The organism is Mesorhizobium sp. YIM 152430 (assembly GCF_029210365.1).
Taxonomy (GTDB): domain Bacteria; phylum Pseudomonadota; class Alphaproteobacteria; order Rhizobiales; family Rhizobiaceae; genus Aliihoeflea.
Genome location: NZ_JARGES010000027.1, coordinates 209,680 through 228,140 on the forward strand (window position 1 = coordinate 209,680; position 18,461 = coordinate 228,140).

Genomic DNA, 18,461 nt, shown 5'->3' on the forward strand with positions numbered 1-18,461 from the left:
GGACGAAATGAACGTCTTGCTCACTAAAACCGCCACAGTATTAATACTGTTAAGCACCATGAACAATGTATCTGCCCAAGATATTGATCAAGGTACAATTGGATTGGATGCATTAATCCGAGCCGTTGTTAATGATGTGACATCTGCTGCAAATGCGCCTTCGAATCTGATAGGCGGAGGGGGGCAAGCCGTATTTGATCTTGGCGAAACGCATCTCGAACTTCAATTCACGCTTAGCCGGGATGCGGGTGGTAAGCTGGAAGCGAATTTTCTGGGTTTTGGTGGGGCAGGGGGCGTCAACATTAGTGACCAGAAAACTCAGAAGATCAGCATAAAGCTGATTCCATCGACGTCGGGTACGGAAGGTATTCAGTTTTCCTCCTTTGATCCTGCCAAACCAACGGTGCTGTTGGACTCTGCTAGTTTCGCTCGGCTGAACGAGCTAGGTGCTGCAAGTCCAATCCGCTTGGGAGTACCAACTGCCATCAATGCGGAAGCTTTGGGTATCGCAAACGAGGGCGTGGTGCTGAATGCAGATACCTACCGAGCTTGGCTCGACGTTATAGAACAAGCAAATCCCCAAGCGGACCTGGCTGAATTCGCAACCACGCCGCTTCAGGTAGAGTTGCCAAGCCAAACTCTTGATGTATCACCACGCCAGCAATAGCGCCGACCGTATACCTTTTAGGTTTGACAGGACAATGGCCGAAAAGAACCCGTCGGAGGACTTCGCCAAGTTGGGCCAATCGGTTGCGACCGATCCGTTCGCCGGCATGGCGAACCTGATGGCGCATCCCGTTGCCGGCATGGCGGCGGCATCCGCCATCGGCTTCGGCATGGCCAGCCACGCCTTCGGCCTCTGGATGGGGGCGATGGCCGGTGCGACGGAGGTTTCCCGGCGCATGTTGGCGGAGACCGAAGCGGAAGAAAAGACCGCGCCGGGACCGCGCCTGAAGCTGGTTTCGGTCAATGCGGCCGAGGAGGTGGCAAGCCTGGCGCGAACCGTCGAGGCCGATGTCGAGAAGATTGCGCTCGACGCGACGGTCGTATCGGCAAAGGCGGCCGAGGCACTGCTCGACGATGTGAAGAAGGGGACCGAAAGCGCGATGCGCGCGCCGGCGCGGAAGGCAAAGCCTGCTCGGCCGGACAATCTGAAGGCGATTTCGGGCGTCGGCCCGAAGCTGGAGCAGGTGCTGAACGGGTTCGGCATCTGGACCTATGGCCAGGTCGCGGCGCTGGTGGATGCGGAGATCGCGTGGCTGGACGAGCAATTGGGTTTTGGCGGCCGAATCGACCGTGACGGTTGGGTGGAGCAAGCGAAGAGCCTTGCATCCGGGCCCAACTCCGGTTCAAAGGGTGCGGGCCGCAAGCGGTCCTGAAATGTCCCGGCCGACAAGGACGGAACGGATGGGCGGCTGATGCCGCCGGGGTTAGAGGCAAGATGGCGAAGCTCAAGGTAGACGGCAAAGAGATCGAGGTTCCCGATCACTACACGCTGCTTCAGGCGGCGGAGGAAGCGGGCGCGGAAGTGCCGCGCTTCTGTTTCCACGAACGCCTGTCGATCGCCGGCAATTGCCGCATGTGCCTCGTCGAGGTGAAGGGTGGACCGCCCAAGCCGGCTGCCTCCTGCGCCATGGGCGTGCGCGACCTTCGCCCCGGCCCGAACGGCGAGGCGCCCGAAATCTTCACCAACACGCCGATGGTGCGCAAGGCGCGCGAAGGCGTGATGGAATTCCTGCTCATCAACCACCCGCTCGACTGCCCGATCTGCGACCAGGGCGGCGAATGCGATTTGCAGGATCAGGCGATGGCCTTCGGCGTCGACGCATCGCGCTATCACGAGAACAAGCGCGCGGTCGAAGACAAGTATATCGGTCCGCTGGTCAAGACGATCATGACGCGCTGCATCCACTGCACGCGCTGCGTGAGGTTCACGACGGAAGTGGCTGGAATCTCGGAGCTCGGCCTGATCGGCCGCGGCGAGGACGCCGAGATCACAACCTATCTCGAAAACGCCATGACGTCCGAATTGCAGGGCAACGTCATCGACCTTTGCCCGGTCGGCGCGCTGACCTCCAGACCCTATGCCTTCCAGGCCCGTCCGTGGGAACTCTCGAAGACCGAATCGATCGATGTGATGGACGCGGTCGGCTCGGCCATCCGCGTCGACACGCGCGGCCGCGAGGTCATGCGGATCATGCCGCGCGTCAACGAGCAGGTGAACGAGGAGTGGATCTCCGACAAGACCCGCTTCATCTGGGACGGCCTCAGGACGCAGCGCCTCGACCGCCCCTATGTGCGCCGCAACGGCAAGCTGACGGCGGCAAGCTGGGGCGAAGCCTTCGGCGCCATCAAGGATGCCGTGGCCAAGACCTCGGGCGACCGGATCGGCGCGATTGCGGGCGACCTTGCGACCGTCGAGGAAATGTATGCGCTGAAGGGCCTGATGACGGCGCTCGGCTCGGCCCATATCGACTGCCGCCAGGATGGCGCCAAGCTCGATCCGGCCAATGGACGCGCGAGCTACGTCTTCAACCCGACCATCGAGGGCATCGAGGATGCCGATGCGCTTTTGATCATCGGCGCCAATCCGCGCTTCGAGGCTTCCGTTCTCAATGCCCGCATCCGCAAGCGCTGGCGCATGGGCAACTTCCCGATCGGCGTCGTCGGCGACATCGGCGATTTGCGCTACGATGCCGAGCGCATCGGCGGCGGCGCAGAGACGCTGCGCGAACTGGTCGCCGGCAAGCTCGACTTCGCCAAGGTGCTGAAAGACGCGGCCCGTCCGATGGTCATCGTCGGCCAGGGCGCGCTCGCGCGCGCCGACGGCGCGGCGGTGCTGGCGCTGGCCGCGGAACTGGCGGCATCCGTCGGCGCGGCAAGCGCCGAGTGGAACGGTTTTGCCGTGCTTCACAATGCGGCCGCGCGCGTCGGCGGTCTCGATCTCGGCTTCGTGCCGGGCGAGGGCGGCAAGGATCTGGCCTCCATGATGGGCGCGCTCGACGTGGCGTTCCTGCTCGGAGCGGACGAGTTCGACATGGCGGGCCTCGGCTCGGCCTTCACCGTCTATATCGGCAGCCATGGCGACGCCGGCGCGCACCGCGCCGACGTGATCCTGCCGGGCGCGACCTATACGGAAAAGTCGGGCACCTACGTCAACACGGAAGGCCGGGTTCAGATGGCGAACCGCGCCGGCTTCGCGCCGGGCGACGCGCGCGAGGACTGGGCGATCCTGCGCGCGCTGTCGCACGTGCTCGGTCACAAGCTGCCTTACGATTCGCTGCCGCAGCTTCGCGCCGCGCTTTATGCGGAGTATCCGCATTTCGCCGCCATCGACGAGATCGCGGCGGGCGACGTGGCGGACATTGCGGCGTTGAAGAGCGGCAAGGCCGATTTCGACAAGGCGGCTTTCGTGTCGCCGATCAAGGATTTCTACCTGACCAACCCGATCGCGCGTGCCTCCGCCGTGATGGCCGAGTGCTCCGCGCTCGCGCGGGACGGTTTCAGGCAGGCAGCCGAATAGGGCAGGGCAATGGACACTTTTTTCTCCACCTATGTCGGACCCGGCCTGCTGATTCTGCTGCAATCGGTCGTGCTGATCGTCACGCTGCTGATCCTCGTCGCCTATCTTCTTTATGCCGACCGCAAGATCTGGGCGGCGGTGCAGTTGCGTCGCGGACCGAACGTCGTCGGCCCGTGGGGGCTGTTGCAGGCGTTCGCCGATCTGTTGAAGTTCGTCTTCAAGGAGCCGGTCATTCCGTCCGGCGCCAACAAGGGCGTGTTCCTGCTCGCCCCGCTGGTGACGGCGGTGCTGGCGATCTCCGCCTGGGCGGTGATCCCGGTCGCCAATGGCTGGGCCATCGCCGACGTCAATGTCGGCATCCTGTTCGTCTTCGCCATCGCATCGCTCGAAGTCTACGGTGTGCTGATGGGCGGTTGGGCCTCCAATTCGAAATATCCGTTCCTCGGCGCGCTGCGCTCGGCGGCGCAGATGGTATCCTACGAAGTTTCCATTGGCTTCGTCATCGTCACCGTCCTGCTTCTCGTCGGCTCTCTCAACCTGACCCAAATCGTTCTGGCGCAGCAGACGGGCGTCGGCACCATGCTCGGCCTGCCGGGATCGTTCCTCGACTGGCACTGGCTGGTGCTGTTCCCGATGTTCGTGATCTTCTTCATCTCGGCGCTGGCCGAGACGAACCGGCCGCCCTTCGATCTGGTGGAAGCCGAATCGGAACTCGTTGCCGGTCACATGATCGAATATTCGTCGACGCCTTTCCTGCTCTTCTTCCTCGGCGAATATGTCGCGATCGTCCTGATGTGCGCGCTGACCACCATCCTGTTCCTCGGTGGATGGCTGCCGCCCTTCGACTTCGCGCCCTTCACCTGGGTTCCGGGCGTCATCTGGTTCCTGATCAAGGTCTGCTTCGTCTTCTTCATGTTCGCCATGGTGAAGGCGTTCGTGCCGCGCTACCGGTACGACCAGTTGATGCGCCTCGGCTGGAAGGTGTTCCTGCCGATCTCGCTCTTCATGGTGGTCGCGACCGCGAGTTTCCTCAAGCTGTGGGAAGCGATGGCGGCATGAGCATCGCGCTGATCGGAGGCCTGGTGGGATTGGGGATCGCGCTCGTCGATCTCGCCTTCCTGCGGCTTCTGGCCACGCGCGTCGATCTCGCCGAGACGAAGACCGCACTCAATGTTGCCGGGTTCACCCAGTTGGTGCTGCTCCCGGTCATCGGCTACTTCGTAGCCCCGTACGTGTTCGGAGACTGAAGATGTCAGCTCTTGCCCAGGCCGCGAAATCGCTGCTCCTCCTGGAGTTCGTGCGCGCCTTTTTCCTGTCGATGCGCCAGTTCTTCGCCCCCAAGGGCACGCTGAACTATCCGTTCGAGAAGGGCCCGACCAGCGCGCGCTTTCGCGGCGAACATGCGCTGCGCCGCTATCCCAACGGCGAGGAGCGCTGCATAGCCTGCAAATTGTGCGAGGCGATCTGCCCCGCGCAGGCCATCACCATCGAAGCCGGTCCGCGCCGCAATGACGGCACGCGCCGCACCGTGCGCTACGACATCGACATGGTGAAGTGCATCTATTGCGGCTTTTGCCAGGAAGCCTGCCCGGTCGACGCCATCGTCGAGGGGCCGAATTTCGAGTTCGCGACGGAGACCCGCGAGGAACTCTATTACGACAAGGACAAGCTGCTGGCGAATGGCGACCGGTGGGAGCGCGAACTGGCGCGCAACATCGCGATCGACTCGCCCTATCGCTGAGGCTTGGAGAGTGGACGGAAGCACGCCTTCCGTCTAAGAGACACGCGGCTTCGGGCGCAGGCCGAACGCCAATGGCGGGGACCGGTCCCGGCCATCGATGAAATCCGGGGGAACCCATGCTGACAGGACTAGAGGCGATCTTCTTCTACGTGTTCGCCTTCATAATGGTGGGCGCGGCATTCATGGTGATTGCATCGCGCAATCCCGTGCATTCCGTGCTCTATCTGATCCTGACCTTCTTCAACGCGGCCGGGCTGTTCCTTTTGACCGGGGCCGAGTTCCTGGCGATGATCCTGCTCATCGTCTATGTCGGCGCCGTGGCGGTCCTGTTCCTGTTCGTCGTCATGATGCTCGACGTCGACTTCGCCAGTTTGAAGCGCGGCGCGCTGCACTATGCGCCGATCGGCGGCCTGGTCGGGCTGATCCTGGCGGCAGAACTGATCATCGTCGCCGGCGGCTATGCGTTTGCGCCCGAGATCGGCGCTGAGATCGCGCAGCCCATTCCCGACCCCGCGACGCGCCACAACACGGCTGCGCTCGGCGACATTCTCTATACGGACTACATCTACTTCTTCCAGATCGCCGGGCTGATCCTGCTCGTCGCCATGATCGGCGCGATCGTGCTGACGCTGCACCACAAGCCGGGCGTCAAGCGGCAGGACATCGCCACGCAGGTCCGGCGCACGCCCGAGACCGCGATCGAGGTCAAGAAGGTCGAATCGGGCAGGGGGCTCTGATGGAAATCGGCATCGCGCATTATCTGACCGTCTCGGCGCTGCTCTTCACGCTCGGCGTCTTCGGCATCTTCCTGAACCGCAAGAACGTCATCGTCATCCTGATGTCGGTCGAGCTGATCCTGCTCGCCGTCAACATCAATTTCGTGGCCTTCTCCGCGGCGCTGGGCGACATGGTCGGCCAGGTGTTCGCGCTGTTAATCCTGACCGTGGCCGCTGCCGAAGCCGCCATCGGTCTTGCAATTCTCGTCGTCTTCTTCCGCAACCGCGGCTCGATCGCGGTCGAAGACGTCAATCTGATGAAGGGCTGAGGGGCTCATGTATCACGCCATCGTCTTTCTTCCGCTTCTCGGTTTCCTGATCGCGGGCCTCGGCGGCCGCGCGATCGGCGCCAAGGCGTCGGAATATGTGACGTCCGGTTTCCTGGTGATCTCGGCGGTTCTGTCCTGGGTCGCCTTCTTCCAGGTCGCGCTCGGCGACACGGAAAGCTTCACCGTGCCGGTGCTGCGCTTCATCCAGTCCGGCTCGCTCGACGCGGCCTGGGCGCTGCGGATCGACACGCTGACGGCGGTGATGCTCGTCGTCGTGAACACGGTGTCGGCCCTCGTCCACATCTATTCGATCGGCTACATGCACCACGACCCGCATCGGCCGCGCTTCTTCGCCTATCTGTCGCTCTTCACCTTCGCCATGTTGATGCTGGTGACGTCGGACAACCTCGTCCAGATGTTCTTCGGCTGGGAGGGCGTGGGCCTCGCCTCCTATCTCCTGATCGGCTTCTGGTACAAGAAGCCGTCGGCGAATGCGGCCGCGATCAAGGCATTCGTCGTCAACCGCGTCGGCGACTTCGGCTTCGCGCTCGGCATTTTCGGCGTCTTCGTCCTGTTTGGCTCGGTCAATTTCGACACCATCTTCGCGACGGCCGCGACGATGGCGCCGGCCGAAGGCGCGGAAGCGGGCGAGGCGGTCTGGAGCTTCCTCGGCTTCGGTCTCGACCAGACCGCTGCCGTCACTGTCATCTGCCTGCTGCTCTTCATGGGCGCGATGGGCAAGTCGGCGCAGGTGCCGCTGCACACCTGGCTGCCGGACGCGATGGAAGGCCCGACGCCGGTCTCCGCGCTGATCCATGCGGCGACGATGGTCACCGCCGGCGTCTTCATGCTGGCGCGTCTGTCGCCGATCTTCGAACTGAGCCACACGGCGCTGCTCGTCGTCACCTTCATCGGCGCGATCACGGCCTTCTTTGCGGCGACCGTCGGTCTGGTGCAGAACGACATCAAGCGCGTCATCGCCTATTCGACCTGTTCGCAGCTCGGCTACATGTTCGTGGCGATCGGCACCGGCTTTTACGCCGCCGCGATCTTCCACCTCTTCACGCACGCCTTCTTCAAGGCGCTTCTGTTCCTCGGCTCGGGTTCGGTCATCCATGCCGTCTCGGACGAGCAGGACATGCGCCGCATGGGCGGTCTGCGCCGTCTCATCCCCCGTACCTACTGGATGATGATCATCGGCACCATCGCGCTGACGGGCGTCGGCATTCCCGCCACCATGATCGGCACCGCCGGCTTCTTCTCCAAGGATGCAATCGTCGAGGGCGCGTTTGCCGCGCACAACGCATTCGCCGGCCCGGCCTTCGCACTGCTCGTCATCGCCGCGGTCTTCACCAGCTTCTATTCCTGGCGGCTGATCTTCATGACCTTCCACGGCAAGCCGCGCGCGACCGCCGATGTCATGCATCATGTGCATGAATCGCCGCCGGTCATGCTGGTGCCGCTCTACATTCTCGCAGTCGGCGCGCTGTTCGCGGGCGTTCTCTTCTACGGCTCCTTCGTCGGCGATGATTACGACGCCTTCTGGAAGGGCGCGATCTTCATGGCGGAGGAAAACCACATCCTGCACGAGTTCCATGAAGTTCCGTTCTGGGTGAAGGCGTCGCCCTTCCTCGCCATGGTCATCGGCTTCCTGACGGCCTACGAGTTCTATATCCGCTCGCCCGAAAAGCCGCGCGAACTCGCTGCCCGCCATCACGGCCTCTACCAGTTCCTGTTGAACAAGTGGTATTTCGACGAGCTTTACGACTTCCTGTTCGTGCGCCCGGCCATGCGCCTCGGCCGCTTTCTCTGGAAGACCGGCGACGGCAAGGTGATCGACGGTCTCGGCCCTGACGGCATTTCGGCGCGGGTTCAGGATGTGACGGCGCGCGTCGTCAAGCTGCAGACCGGCTACCTCTACCATTACGCCTTCGCCATGATGATTGGCATCGCCGCGCTCGTGACGTGGATGATGCTCGGGAGCTCCTTCTGATGACCGACTGGCCCATTCTTTCCACGGTCACCTTCCTGCCGCTGGTCGGCGCGTTCCTGATTCTTCTGATCCGGGACGAGGGGAATTCCGCGCGGCGCAACATCCGCAACGTCGCCCTTTTGACGACGGTCTTCACCTTCCTCCTGTCGATCTTCATCTGGACCGGCTTCGACAATGCCGATCCCGGCTTCCAGATGGTCGAGAAGGTGGAATGGCTGGATTCGGGCATTTCCTACCATCTGGGCGTCGACGGCATTTCGATGCTGTTCGTCATCCTGACGACGTTCCTGATGCCGATCTGCATCCTGGCTTCGTGGCAGGCGATCGAGAAGCGCATCAAGGAATACATGATCGCGTTTCTGATCCTGGAAACGCTGATGATCGGTGTCTTTTGCGCGCTCGATCTCGTTCTCTTCTACGTCTTCTTCGAGGCCGTGCTGATCCCGATGTTCATCATCATCGGCGTGTGGGGCGGCAAGCGGCGGGTCTACGCCTCGTTCAAGTTCTTCCTCTACACGCTGCTCGGCTCGGTCCTGATGATGCTCGCCATCATGGCGATGTTCTGGGAAGCGGGAACGACCGACATCCCGACGCTGATGACGCACGACTTCCCCGTCGGGATGCAGCAATGGCTGTGGCTCGCCTTCTTCGCCTCGTTCGCGGTGAAGATGCCGATGTGGCCCGTCCATACCTGGTTGCCTGATGCCCATGTCGAGGCGCCGACCGCCGGGTCGGTGATCCTCGCCGCCGTTCTCCTGAAAATGGGTGGCTACGGCTTTCTGCGCTTCTCGCTGCCGATGTTCACCGACGCGTCGATCTATTTCCAGCCGCTGATCTTCTGGCTGTCGGCGATCGCGATCGTCTACACCTCGCTCGTCGCGCTGATGCAGGAGGACATCAAGAAGCTGATCGCCTATTCGTCGGTCGCCCATATGGGCTATGTGACGATGGGCATCTTCGCGATGAACCCGGAAGGCATCCAGGGCGGCATCTTCCAGATGCTCTCCCACGGCCTCGTTTCGGGTGCGCTGTTCCTGTGCGTCGGCGTCGTCTATGACCGGATGCACACGCGCGAGATTTCCGCCTATGGCGGCCTCGTCAACAACATGCCGAAATATGCCGTCGTCTTCCTGATCCTGACCATGGCGAATGTCGGCCTGCCGGGCACTTCCGGTTTCGTCGGCGAGTTCCTGACGCTGCTCGGCGTCTTCCAGGTCAATACGCTGGTGGCGCTCGTAGCGACGCTCGGCGTCATTCTGTCGGCGGCCTATGCGCTCTGGCTCTATCGCCGCGTCATCTACGGTGCGCTGACCAAGGAGAGTCTCAAGGGGATGCTCGACCTGTCGGGACGCGAGAAGGCGATCATCTATCCGCTGGTCGCGCTCGTCATCCTCTTCGGCGTCTATCCGGCTCCGATCTTCGACGTGACGGCGGCTTCGGTGGATGCACTCGTCAACAATGTGAACCTGTCTATCCAGGCGGCCGAGGCCGCGGCATCGACGGGTTTCCAGACCGCAGCGCAGCAGTAAGGCGCGGAAAAGACCATGACCCTAGACCTGTCCCAGAGCCTCGCCCTCGTCACGCCGGAGATCATCATGGCGGTCGCCGCCATGGCTCTCCTGATGATCGGCGTCTTTTCGGGGCCGCGCGCCAACATGACCGTGACGGGCCTCGCCGTCGCAGTGCTGATCGGCGTCGGCGCATGGATGCTGCTCTTTTCGGACTATGGCCAAGGCTTCGCCGGCGCGTTCGTCGCCGATCCGTTCTCCCGCTTCATGAAGGTGCTGACGATCATCGGCGCGGTGGTGACGCTCGTCATGTCGGTCGGCTTCGCCAAGGCGGAGAAGTTCGACAAGTTCGAATATCCGGTCCTGATCATGCTGGCGACGCTCGGCATGATGGTCATGGTGTCGGCCAACGACATGCTGACGCTCTATATGGGCCTCGAATTGCAGTCGCTGGCGCTCTACGTCGTCGCCGCCTTCAATCGCGACAATGTGCGCTCGACCGAGGCGGGCCTGAAATATTTCGTCCTTGGCGCGCTGTCCTCGGGAATGCTGCTCTACGGCATCTCGCTGGTCTACGGCTACACGGGCAATACCGGCTTCAACGAGATCGCAGCAGTTCTGGCAGGCGGCGAACGCTCGCTCGGGCTCGTCTTCGGGCTGGTCTTCGTCCTCGCCGGCCTCGCGTTCAAGATCTCGGCCGTGCCGTTCCACATGTGGACGCCGGACGTCTATGAGGGCGCACCGACGCCGGTGACGGCCTTCTTCGCCGCCGCGCCGAAGATCGCCGCCATGGCGCTTCTGGTCCGCGTGACGGTCGGCGCATTCCAGCCGGTCGCGCCGGACTGGCAGCAGATCATCGTTTTCATCGCGATCGCCTCGATGGCGCTCGGCGCCTTCGCCGCGATCGGCCAGCGCAACATCAAGCGCCTGATGGCCTATTCCTCGATCGCGCATATGGGCTTCGCGCTTGTCGGCCTTGCGGCCAACAGCGAGGCCGGTGTGCGCGGCGTCGCGATCTACATGCTGATCTATCTGGCGATGACGCTCGGAACCTTCGCCTTCATTCTCGCCATGCGCCGCAAGGACGGGCATGTCGAGCAGATCGACGAACTGGCGGGCCTTTCCTCGACCAATCCGGTCATGGCGACGGTCCTGACGATCCTGATGTTCTCGCTCGCCGGCATTCCGCCGCTCGCCGGTTTCTGGGGCAAATGGTACGTCTTCCTCGCCGCGATCGAAGCGCAGCTCTATCCGCTTGCGATCATCGGCGTCATCGCCTCGGTCGTCGGCGCCTATTACTATCTGCGGATCATCAAGCTGATGTGGTTCGACGAGCCGGCCGGCGGCTTCGTGCCGATGGCGGGCGAACTGCGTCTCGTTCTCGGCGCATCGGGTGCGTTCGTTCTCTTCTATGTGCTGATCGGCGGCCCGATCGGCTCGATGGCCGAGGCCGCCGCGCGCAGCTTCTTCTGACCGGATGGCGTTCGCTCTCGCGCCTTCGGCCGTCGCTGCCGGTTACGGTCTGGAAGTCTTCGACACGGTCGGGTCAACCAATGCCGAGGCACTGGAACGGGCCAAGGCCGGGGGGCAGGGGCGGACATGGTTCGTCTCCGACCACCAGCTTGCAGGGCGCGGCCGGCGCGGTCGACCTTGGCAGACACAACGCGGGAACCTTGCCGCCTCGCTGCTGCTGACGCCCGATGTGCCACTCGGAAAGGCCGCAGCGCTTGGTTTCGTCGCCGGGCTTGCGCTTTCGGACGCGCTGGAGGCGGTAGTGCCGCAGGCGCGAATCGACATCGACGTCAATGGAGGATCGACCGCGGGCAGGGGGCGCTTCGAGCTCAAATGGCCGAACGACGTTCTCGCGCATGGCGCCAAGCTTTCGGGTATCCTGCTCGAATCGGCCATGCTGGACGCCGAGCGCTTTGCGCTGGTGGTTGGCATCGGCGTCAATGTCGTGACCTTTCCGCAGGACGTGCCCTATCCGGCGACATCGCTGAAGGAACTCGGCGCGGACTGTAACGCCGAAACCCTGTTTCTGGCGCTGTCGGATGCGTGGATCGACAATGAGCGTTTGTGGCGCGATGGACGCGGCCTCGACGCAATCAGGAACAAATGGCTCGCCAGGGCGGCGGGCCTCGGATCGGAAGTGGCGGTGCGCGCGGACGGACGCGTCGTGCGCGGCCGCTTCGAGACGATCGATGAGGAATGCCGGTTCGTCATCCGGGAAAATGACGGAAACATAATCAGGATCGCGGCCGGTGACGTTCATTTCGGCGCCGTCGCATCCGCAAGCCTGGACGGGAAAGCTGGAGATTGATGGCCACGGACGATAGGAACGAGCTCGTTTTCTGCCCACTTGGCGGGGTCGGTGAAATCGGGATGAACTTCGCGCTCTACGGTTTCGGGCCGGCGGCGAAGCGCGAATGGATCGTAGTGGATGTCGGCGTGACCTTTCCCGACCCGACGCTGCCGGGCGTCGACCTCGTGCTGCCGGACACGCGCTTCATCGAAGGCGAGATCGACCGGCTGCGCGGCATCGTCATCACGCACGCGCATGAGGATCACTACGGCGCGCTGCTCGACAAATGGCCCAAACTGAAGGCCCCGGTCTGGATGACGCCGTTTTCCGCCGGGATGCTGGAAGCCAAGCGCATATCGGACAATGTGCGGGTCAAGCCGCCGGTCAACGTCTACAAGGCCGGCGAGAGGTTCAAGGTCGGCCCGTTCGAGATCGAGGCGATTGCGGTCACGCATTCGATCCCCGAACCGGTGTCGCTGGCGATCCGCACGCCGCTTGGCACCGTCGTCCATACGGGTGACTGGAAGCTCGATCCGGCGCCGAACCTGCCGCCGATGACCGACGAGAACCGCTTCCGACAGATCGGCGAAGAGGGCGTGACGGCGCTGATCTGCGATTCCACCAACGCCATGCGCGAGGGCGAGTCGCCCTCCGAGCAGGCGGTCAGCGCCGGCATTCGCGGCGTCATCGAGAAGTCCGTGGGCCGCGTGGCGATCACCACCTTCTCGTCGAATGTCGGGCGCATTCGGTCGATCGCCGAGGCGGCGCGCGACACGGGTCGCCAGGTGCTCGTCCTCGGTCGCTCGCTGAAGCGCGTCATCGATGTGGCCGGCGAACTCGGCTATCTCGACGGCCTGCCGCCCTTCCTCCAGGAAGAGGATTACGGCTACATCCCGCGCGAGAATGTCGTCGTGCTCTGTACCGGCAGCCAGGGCGAGCCGCGCGCCGCCCTCGCCAAGCTCGCGCGCGACGAGATGAAACATGTCGCGCTGACGGCGGGAGATACGGTGATCTTCTCCTCGCGCGTCATTCCCGGCAACGAGAAGGCGATCCTCGAAATCAAGAACCAACTCATCGAGCAGGGCATCAAGATCATCGAGGACGGCGATGCGCTGGTCCATGTCTCGGGCCATCCGCGCCGCAGCGAGCTTTTGAAGATGTATTCCTGGATCAAGCCGCGCATTCTCGTGCCGGTCCATGGCGAGGCCGCGCATCTGGTGGCCCAGGGTTCGCTCGGCGCCGGCGCCGGCATTCCCGAGGTCGCGCAGGTGCGCAATGGCGACATGATCCGCCTGGCGCCCGGCGCGGCCGAAATCGTCGGAACGGTGCCGTTCGGTCGCCTGATGAAGGATGGCCGCATCATCGGAACCGAACAGGAAGTCGGCGTGCGCGACCGGCGCAAGCTGGCCTTTGCCGGTCATGTCGTCCTCAACGTCGTTCTCGATGACCGCTACGAGATGGCCGGCGAGCCCGACATCGTTGCCATCGGCGTCGCCGAGAGCGATGCGAAGGGCGAACTGCTGGAGGACATCATGCTGGATGCGGCCATAAGCGCTGTCGAAAGCATTCCCCGCCAGCGCCGCAAGGATCTCGACATGGTGTCCGAGGCGGCGCGCCGCGCGGTGCGTTCGGCCGCCAACGACGCGTGGGGGAAGAAGCCGATCGTGACGGTGTTTGTGACGCGCTGAGGCGCGCGGTGAATGGTGAATAGTGAATGGTGAATGGAAGCCAGCGGCGTGCTTGACACCGCTATGGTTCCCTTCCAGTTCGACCATTCACCATTCACCATTCACCAAGGGGAGAGCCGATGCTTGGACGCCTGAACCACGTAGCCCTCGCCGTGCCGGACCTTGCCGCCGCGACGGCGCTTTATCGCGACACGCTCGGCGGCAAAGTGTCGGAACCGCAGGCGCTGCCCGAGCATGGCGTGACGGTGGTCTTCGTCGATGTCGGCAACACCAAGATCGAGCTTCTGGAGCCGTTGGGCAAGGGCTCGAGCATTCGCACCTTTCTCGACAAGAACCCGGTCGGCGGGATGCACCACGTTTGCTACGAGGTGGAGGACATCATCGCCGCGCGCGACCGGATGAAGGCGTCGGGTGCGCGGGTGCTCGGCGACGGCGAGCCGAAGATCGGCGCACACGGCAAACCTGTCATCTTCCTGCATCCCAAGGATTTCATGGGAACGCTGGTCGAACTCGAACAGGTCTGACGACAAGATCGCGACCAAGCGACACGTTTGCGCAAGGGCGCATTTCCGGTAGGGGAGCGTCACTGAAGATCACGGGCGAGCGGACCGGTGATCCGCATGAGGACGACGCATGAACTGGATTTCGGCTTTCGCGGTCTATTTCATCATCTGGTGGACGGTTCTGTTCGCGATGCTGCCCCTGGGCGTGCGCACACAGGACGAAGACGGCGACGTCACGCTCGGCACGACGTCGAGCGCACCGGCGGGCTCGCATATGCGCAAGGCCGTCATCCGCACGACGGTCGTATCGGCGATCATCTATGGCGGATTCTATCTCGCGACGTCGGTCTATGGCTGGAGCTTCGACGACATTCCGCGCATCGGCCCCGGCAGCTGATATCCCGATTAATTTTTGTGCTCAAAAAAAATGCAAGGCACGAGGCCTTGCAAATTTGAACGCGTCCGATCCATTCCAGTTACAGGCGGCAGCGGGTTAATCGCGCCAGGATCGCATCCTCCCAAGACTTTGACCGCGTCGGAAAGCGAAATAATTTGCTCGCCTTCTCTGTTATGGGGGGAGCCTAGACCAATCGTCGCACCGATGTCACCTTAAATCTCGCTCTGTAAGCCTTCATTTTGTGCTGCAATGCACAATATTCCGGCAGGGGCGGGCGGCGTCGCGCCGCATCATGCGCCGGGTTTTCAAGGGGCCTTGAAATGGCTATGAAGCGCGGGCAATCGCGGCCCTAAAAGCCGTTGATTCCGCGCCCTCTCTTCTCATGGACGTCCTTGATGCGTTTGTCGCAGTACTTTCTCCCCATCCTCAAGGAAAACCCCCGCGAGGCCGAAATCGTCTCGCATCGGCTGATGCTGCGTGCCGGCATGATCCGCCAGCAGGGGCAGGGCTCGTTCTCCTGGCTGCCGCTGGGCAAGCGTGTCCTTGAAAAGGTCAACACGATCATTCGCGAGGAGCAGGACCGGGCCGGCGCGCACGAGATCCTGATGCCGACCATCCAGTCCGCCGAACTCTGGCGCGAAAGCGGCCGCTACGACGACTACGGCAAGGAGATGCTGCGCATCAAGGATCGCCAGAACCGCGACCTTCTCTACGGCCCGACCAACGAGGAGATGGTGACGGAAATCTTCCGCTCCTACGTCAAGTCCTACAAGGACCTGCCGCTCAATCTCTACCATATCCAGTGGAAATTCCGCGACGAGGTGCGCCCGCGCTTCGGCGTCATGCGCAGCAGAGAGTTCCTGATGAAGGACGCCTATTCGTTCGACATCGATTATGAGGCCGCGAAGGCGGCCTATAATCGCATGTTCGTCTCCTATCTGCGCACCTTCACGCGCGTCGGCATGAAGGCGATCCCGATGCGTGCCGATACCGGCCCGATCGGCGGAGACCTGTCCCACGAATTCATCATCCTGGCCGAAACGGGTGAGAGCCAGGTCTTCTGCGACAAGGCGTATCTCGACCTTGCGGTGCCGGGCGCGGACACCGATTTCCGCGACGATGCGGCGATGGCCGCGATTGTGCAGGAATGGACGACGCCCTATGCGGCAACCGAGGAGATGCACGACGAGAGCGCGTGGAGTGCCGTCGGCGAGGGCGACAAGCTTGCCGCGCGCGGCATCGAGGTCGGCCACATCTTCCACTTCGGCGAAAAATATTCGAAACCCATGGGCGCCAAGGTGCAGGGGCCGGACGGCAAGGAGCATTTCGTTTCCATGGGCTCCTACGGCATCGGCCCGTCGCGCCTTGTCGCCGGCATCATCGAGGCGAGCCATGACGAGAACGGCATCATCTGGCCGGAAGCCGTCGCGCCCTTCGACGTCGGGCTGATCAACATGAAGTCGGGTGACGTGTCCTGCGATGCGGCCTGCGAGCGGCTCTACGCCGAACTTGGCGCGTCCGGCCGCGACGTGCTCTATGACGACACGGACAGCCGCGCCGGCGGCAAGTTCGCCACCGCCGACCTGATCGGCCTGCCCTGGCAGGTGATCGTCGGGCCGCGCGGCGTCGCCGCCAACGAGGCCGAGATCAAGAACCGCAAGACCGGCGAGCGCCGCACCGTCTCACTCGATGCGGTCGTGCGCGAACTGGGGGCGTCCGCATGAGCGAAGCGGTGTCGAAGAAGGGCGCGGGACCGTTTTCGGCCTTCGAGCGCATGGTCGCGTGGCGCTATCTGCGCTCGAAGCGGAAAGAGACCGTCATCTCCGTCATCTCGATGATTTCCTTCATCGGCATCATGCTGGGAGTGGCGACGCTGATCATCGTCATGGCGGTGATGAACGGTTTCCGCGCCGAACTGCTGGACCGCATTCTCGGCATCAACGGCCACCTCGTCGTGCAGCCCATCGAAACCGGGCTCGACGACTATGAGGAGATCGCAGCCCGCTTCAACGGCATCGCCGGGGTGCGCTATGCGATCCCGCATGTCGACGGGCAGGTGCTGGCCTCGGGCCGCCGCACCGCCGGAACCGGCGCCCTGGTCCGCGGCGTTCGCGCCGAGGATCTTGCAAAGATGGAGAGCGTCTCCGGCAACATCGTCAATGGCTCGCTCGAAAACTATGCCGGCGATCAGGGCGTGGCGATCGGCACGCGCATGGCCGAGGCGCTCGGCATAACCGTCGGCGATCCGATCACCTTCGCATCGGCCGATGGCGACGTGACGCCGTTCGGTACGACGCCGCGCGTCAAGTCCTATCCGGTGATTGCGATCTTCCAGCTCGGCATGTCGGAATATGATGCTTCCGTCGTGTTCATGCCGATCGAGGAAGCGCAGCTCTTCTTCAATTCGGACGGTGTCGCGCAATCGATCGAGGTATTCGTCGACAACCCGGACGCGGTGGACCAGTTGCGCCCCGCCATCGAGGATGCGGCGATGCGGCCGGTCTTCCTCACCGACTGGCGCCAGCGCAACCAGACCTTCTTTTCCGCGCTTCAGGTCGAGCGCAACGTGATGTTCATGATCCTGACGCTGATCGTGCTCGTCGCGGCGCTCAACATCATCTCGGGCCTTTTCATGCTGGTGAAGGACAAGGGCCGCGACATCGCGATCCTGCGCACGATGGGCGCGACGAGCGGCGCGGTGATGCGCATCTTCTTCATGACGGGCGCGGCGATCGGCGTGGTCGGGACGATCGCCGGCGTCGTTCTCGGCGTGGTCGTCTGCCTCAACGTCGAATCGATCCGCCAGTTCTTCTCCTGGCTGTCGGGAACGACGATCTTCAACCCCGAACTCTATTTCCTGAGTCAGTTGCCGGCGCGCATGGACATCGCCGAGACGGTTTCCGTCGTCCTGATGGCGCTGGCCCTGTCGTTTCTGGCGACGCTCTTTCCCGCATGGCGGGCCGCCAAGCTCGATCCCGTCGATGCGCTGAGGTACGAATGATGGCGGCAAAGACCGTATTGCAGCTCAAGGGTGTCGAGCGCTTCTACGAGGACGCGGCGGGCAAGCTCGTCATCCTGAAGGGGGCGGACTTTACCATCAGCCAGGGCGAGATGGTGGCGCTCGTCGCGCCTTCTGGCGCCGGCAAATCGACCCTGCTCCATACGGCCGGCCTCCTCGAACGGCCCAATGCCGGCGATGTCGTGCTGAACGGCCAGGAGTGCGGGCAGTTGTCGGACGACGACCGCACGGCGATCCGCCGCAACGAGATCGGCTTCGTCTATCAGTTCCATCATCTCCTGCCCGAATTCTCGGCGCTTGAGAACATCATGATGCCGCAACTCGTCCGCGGCCTGAAATCGAAGGAAGCTTCGGAGCGTGCGGTCCAGCTTCTCGACTACATGAAGATCGGACATCGCGGATCGCATCGTCCGGCCGAACTTTCGGGCGGCGAGCAGCAGCGCGTCGCGATCGCCCGTGCGGTGGCCAACGCGCCGCGGCTTTTGCTCGCCGACGAGCCGACCGGCAATCTCGATCCTGCCACGGCCGGCTATGTTTTCGACGCCCTGGAGGCGCTCGTGCGCCAGTCGGGGCTGTCGGCGCTGATCGCCACGCACAATCACGATCTCGCCGCCCGCATGGACCGCCGCGTCACGCTGGCAGAGGGAAAGGTCGTCGAAGTCATTTCCTGATCCTTGCCAGCAAAAATTGTGCATCGCGCGGGAACGATCCCCGCGCCACGCCATTTGTCCCCTGAAGGGAC

The 18,461-nt window shown here is 63.1% G+C and carries 18 protein-coding genes; all 18 read left to right on the forward strand.

Features of this window, described 5'->3' with window-relative positions:
• Window positions 1-7 precede the first annotated feature (7 nt).
• Window positions 8-667: a trypco2 family protein gene (locus PZ895_RS08770; protein ID WP_275838641.1), complete on the forward strand. Its 660-nt coding sequence runs from the start codon at window positions 8-10 to the stop codon at window positions 665-667.
• A 34-nt stretch (window positions 668-701) separates the two neighbouring features.
• Window positions 702-1,379 carry an NADH-ubiquinone dehydrogenase gene (locus PZ895_RS08775; RefSeq protein WP_275838642.1) on the forward strand — a complete coding sequence of 226 codons (678 nt, stop codon included), beginning with the start codon at window positions 702-704 and terminating at the stop codon, window positions 1,377-1,379.
• Window positions 1,380-1,441: 62 nt separating this feature from the next.
• The gene (nuoG, locus tag PZ895_RS08780; protein ID WP_275838643.1) at window positions 1,442-3,523 is read left to right on the forward strand and encodes an NADH-quinone oxidoreductase subunit NuoG; all 2,082 of its coding nucleotides are present in this window, start codon (window positions 1,442-1,444) and stop codon (window positions 3,521-3,523) included.
• A 9-nt stretch (window positions 3,524-3,532) separates the two neighbouring features.
• On the forward strand, window positions 3,533-4,582 hold the full coding sequence (gene nuoH / locus PZ895_RS08785) for an NADH-quinone oxidoreductase subunit NuoH (RefSeq protein ID WP_275838644.1): 1,050 nt from the start codon (window positions 3,533-3,535) through the stop codon (window positions 4,580-4,582).
• On the forward strand, window positions 4,579-4,770 hold the full coding sequence (locus PZ895_RS08790; protein WP_275838645.1) for a hypothetical protein: 192 nt from the start codon (window positions 4,579-4,581) through the stop codon (window positions 4,768-4,770). Before nuoH ends, PZ895_RS08790 begins: the two co-directional genes overlap by 4 nt.
• Window positions 4,771-4,772: 2 nt before the next feature.
• Window positions 4,773-5,264, forward strand: coding sequence for an NADH-quinone oxidoreductase subunit NuoI (nuoI, locus tag PZ895_RS08795; RefSeq protein WP_275838646.1), 492 nt, complete (start codon window positions 4,773-4,775; stop codon window positions 5,262-5,264).
• 116 nt (window positions 5,265-5,380) lie between these two features.
• Window positions 5,381-6,001, forward strand: a complete 621-nt coding sequence (locus PZ895_RS08800) for an NADH-quinone oxidoreductase subunit J (RefSeq protein WP_275838647.1) — start codon at window positions 5,381-5,383, stop codon at window positions 5,999-6,001.
• The gene (gene nuoK / locus PZ895_RS08805; protein ID WP_275838648.1) at window positions 6,001-6,309 is read left to right on the forward strand and encodes an NADH-quinone oxidoreductase subunit NuoK; all 309 of its coding nucleotides are present in this window, start codon (window positions 6,001-6,003) and stop codon (window positions 6,307-6,309) included. The genes PZ895_RS08800 and nuoK overlap by 1 nt, the downstream gene beginning before the upstream one ends.
• Before the next feature lie 7 nt (window positions 6,310-6,316).
• A complete protein-coding gene (gene nuoL / locus PZ895_RS08810; RefSeq protein WP_275838649.1) occupies window positions 6,317-8,302 on the forward strand; it encodes an NADH-quinone oxidoreductase subunit L in 1,986 nt (661 codons plus the stop codon).
• A complete protein-coding gene (locus PZ895_RS08815; protein WP_275838650.1) occupies window positions 8,302-9,831 on the forward strand; it encodes an NADH-quinone oxidoreductase subunit M in 1,530 nt (509 codons plus the stop codon). The genes nuoL and PZ895_RS08815 overlap by 1 nt, the downstream gene beginning before the upstream one ends.
• Before the next feature lie 15 nt (window positions 9,832-9,846).
• Entirely contained in the window at window positions 9,847-11,283 is a 1,437-nt protein-coding gene (gene nuoN / locus PZ895_RS08820) for an NADH-quinone oxidoreductase subunit NuoN (protein WP_275838651.1), read from the forward strand.
• A gap of 4 nt (window positions 11,284-11,287) precedes the next feature.
• Complete coding sequence (locus tag PZ895_RS08825; RefSeq protein WP_275838652.1) at window positions 11,288-12,130, forward strand: biotin--[acetyl-CoA-carboxylase] ligase; 843 nt, start codon at window positions 11,288-11,290, stop codon at window positions 12,128-12,130.
• Window positions 12,130-13,800 carry a ribonuclease J gene (locus PZ895_RS08830; protein ID WP_275838653.1) on the forward strand — a complete coding sequence of 557 codons (1,671 nt, stop codon included), beginning with the start codon at window positions 12,130-12,132 and terminating at the stop codon, window positions 13,798-13,800. The genes PZ895_RS08825 and PZ895_RS08830 overlap by 1 nt, the downstream gene beginning before the upstream one ends.
• Before the next feature lie 119 nt (window positions 13,801-13,919).
• The gene (mce, locus tag PZ895_RS08835) at window positions 13,920-14,324 is read left to right on the forward strand and encodes a methylmalonyl-CoA epimerase (RefSeq protein ID WP_275838654.1); all 405 of its coding nucleotides are present in this window, start codon (window positions 13,920-13,922) and stop codon (window positions 14,322-14,324) included.
• 109 nt (window positions 14,325-14,433) lie between these two features.
• Window positions 14,434-14,700: a DUF1467 family protein gene (locus PZ895_RS08840; protein ID WP_275838655.1), complete on the forward strand. Its 267-nt coding sequence runs from the start codon at window positions 14,434-14,436 to the stop codon at window positions 14,698-14,700.
• Window positions 14,701-15,095: 395 nt separating this feature from the next.
• Window positions 15,096-16,424, forward strand: a complete 1,329-nt coding sequence (gene proS, locus PZ895_RS08845; protein ID WP_275838656.1) for a proline--tRNA ligase — start codon at window positions 15,096-15,098, stop codon at window positions 16,422-16,424.
• Window positions 16,421-17,701 carry a lipoprotein-releasing ABC transporter permease subunit gene (locus PZ895_RS08850; protein ID WP_275838657.1) on the forward strand — a complete coding sequence of 427 codons (1,281 nt, stop codon included), beginning with the start codon at window positions 16,421-16,423 and terminating at the stop codon, window positions 17,699-17,701. The genes proS and PZ895_RS08850 overlap by 4 nt, the downstream gene beginning before the upstream one ends.
• Complete coding sequence (locus tag PZ895_RS08855; RefSeq protein ID WP_275838915.1) at window positions 17,701-18,390, forward strand: ABC transporter ATP-binding protein; 690 nt, start codon at window positions 17,701-17,703, stop codon at window positions 18,388-18,390. Before PZ895_RS08850 ends, PZ895_RS08855 begins: the two co-directional genes overlap by 1 nt.
• Window positions 18,391-18,461 lie beyond the last annotated feature (71 nt).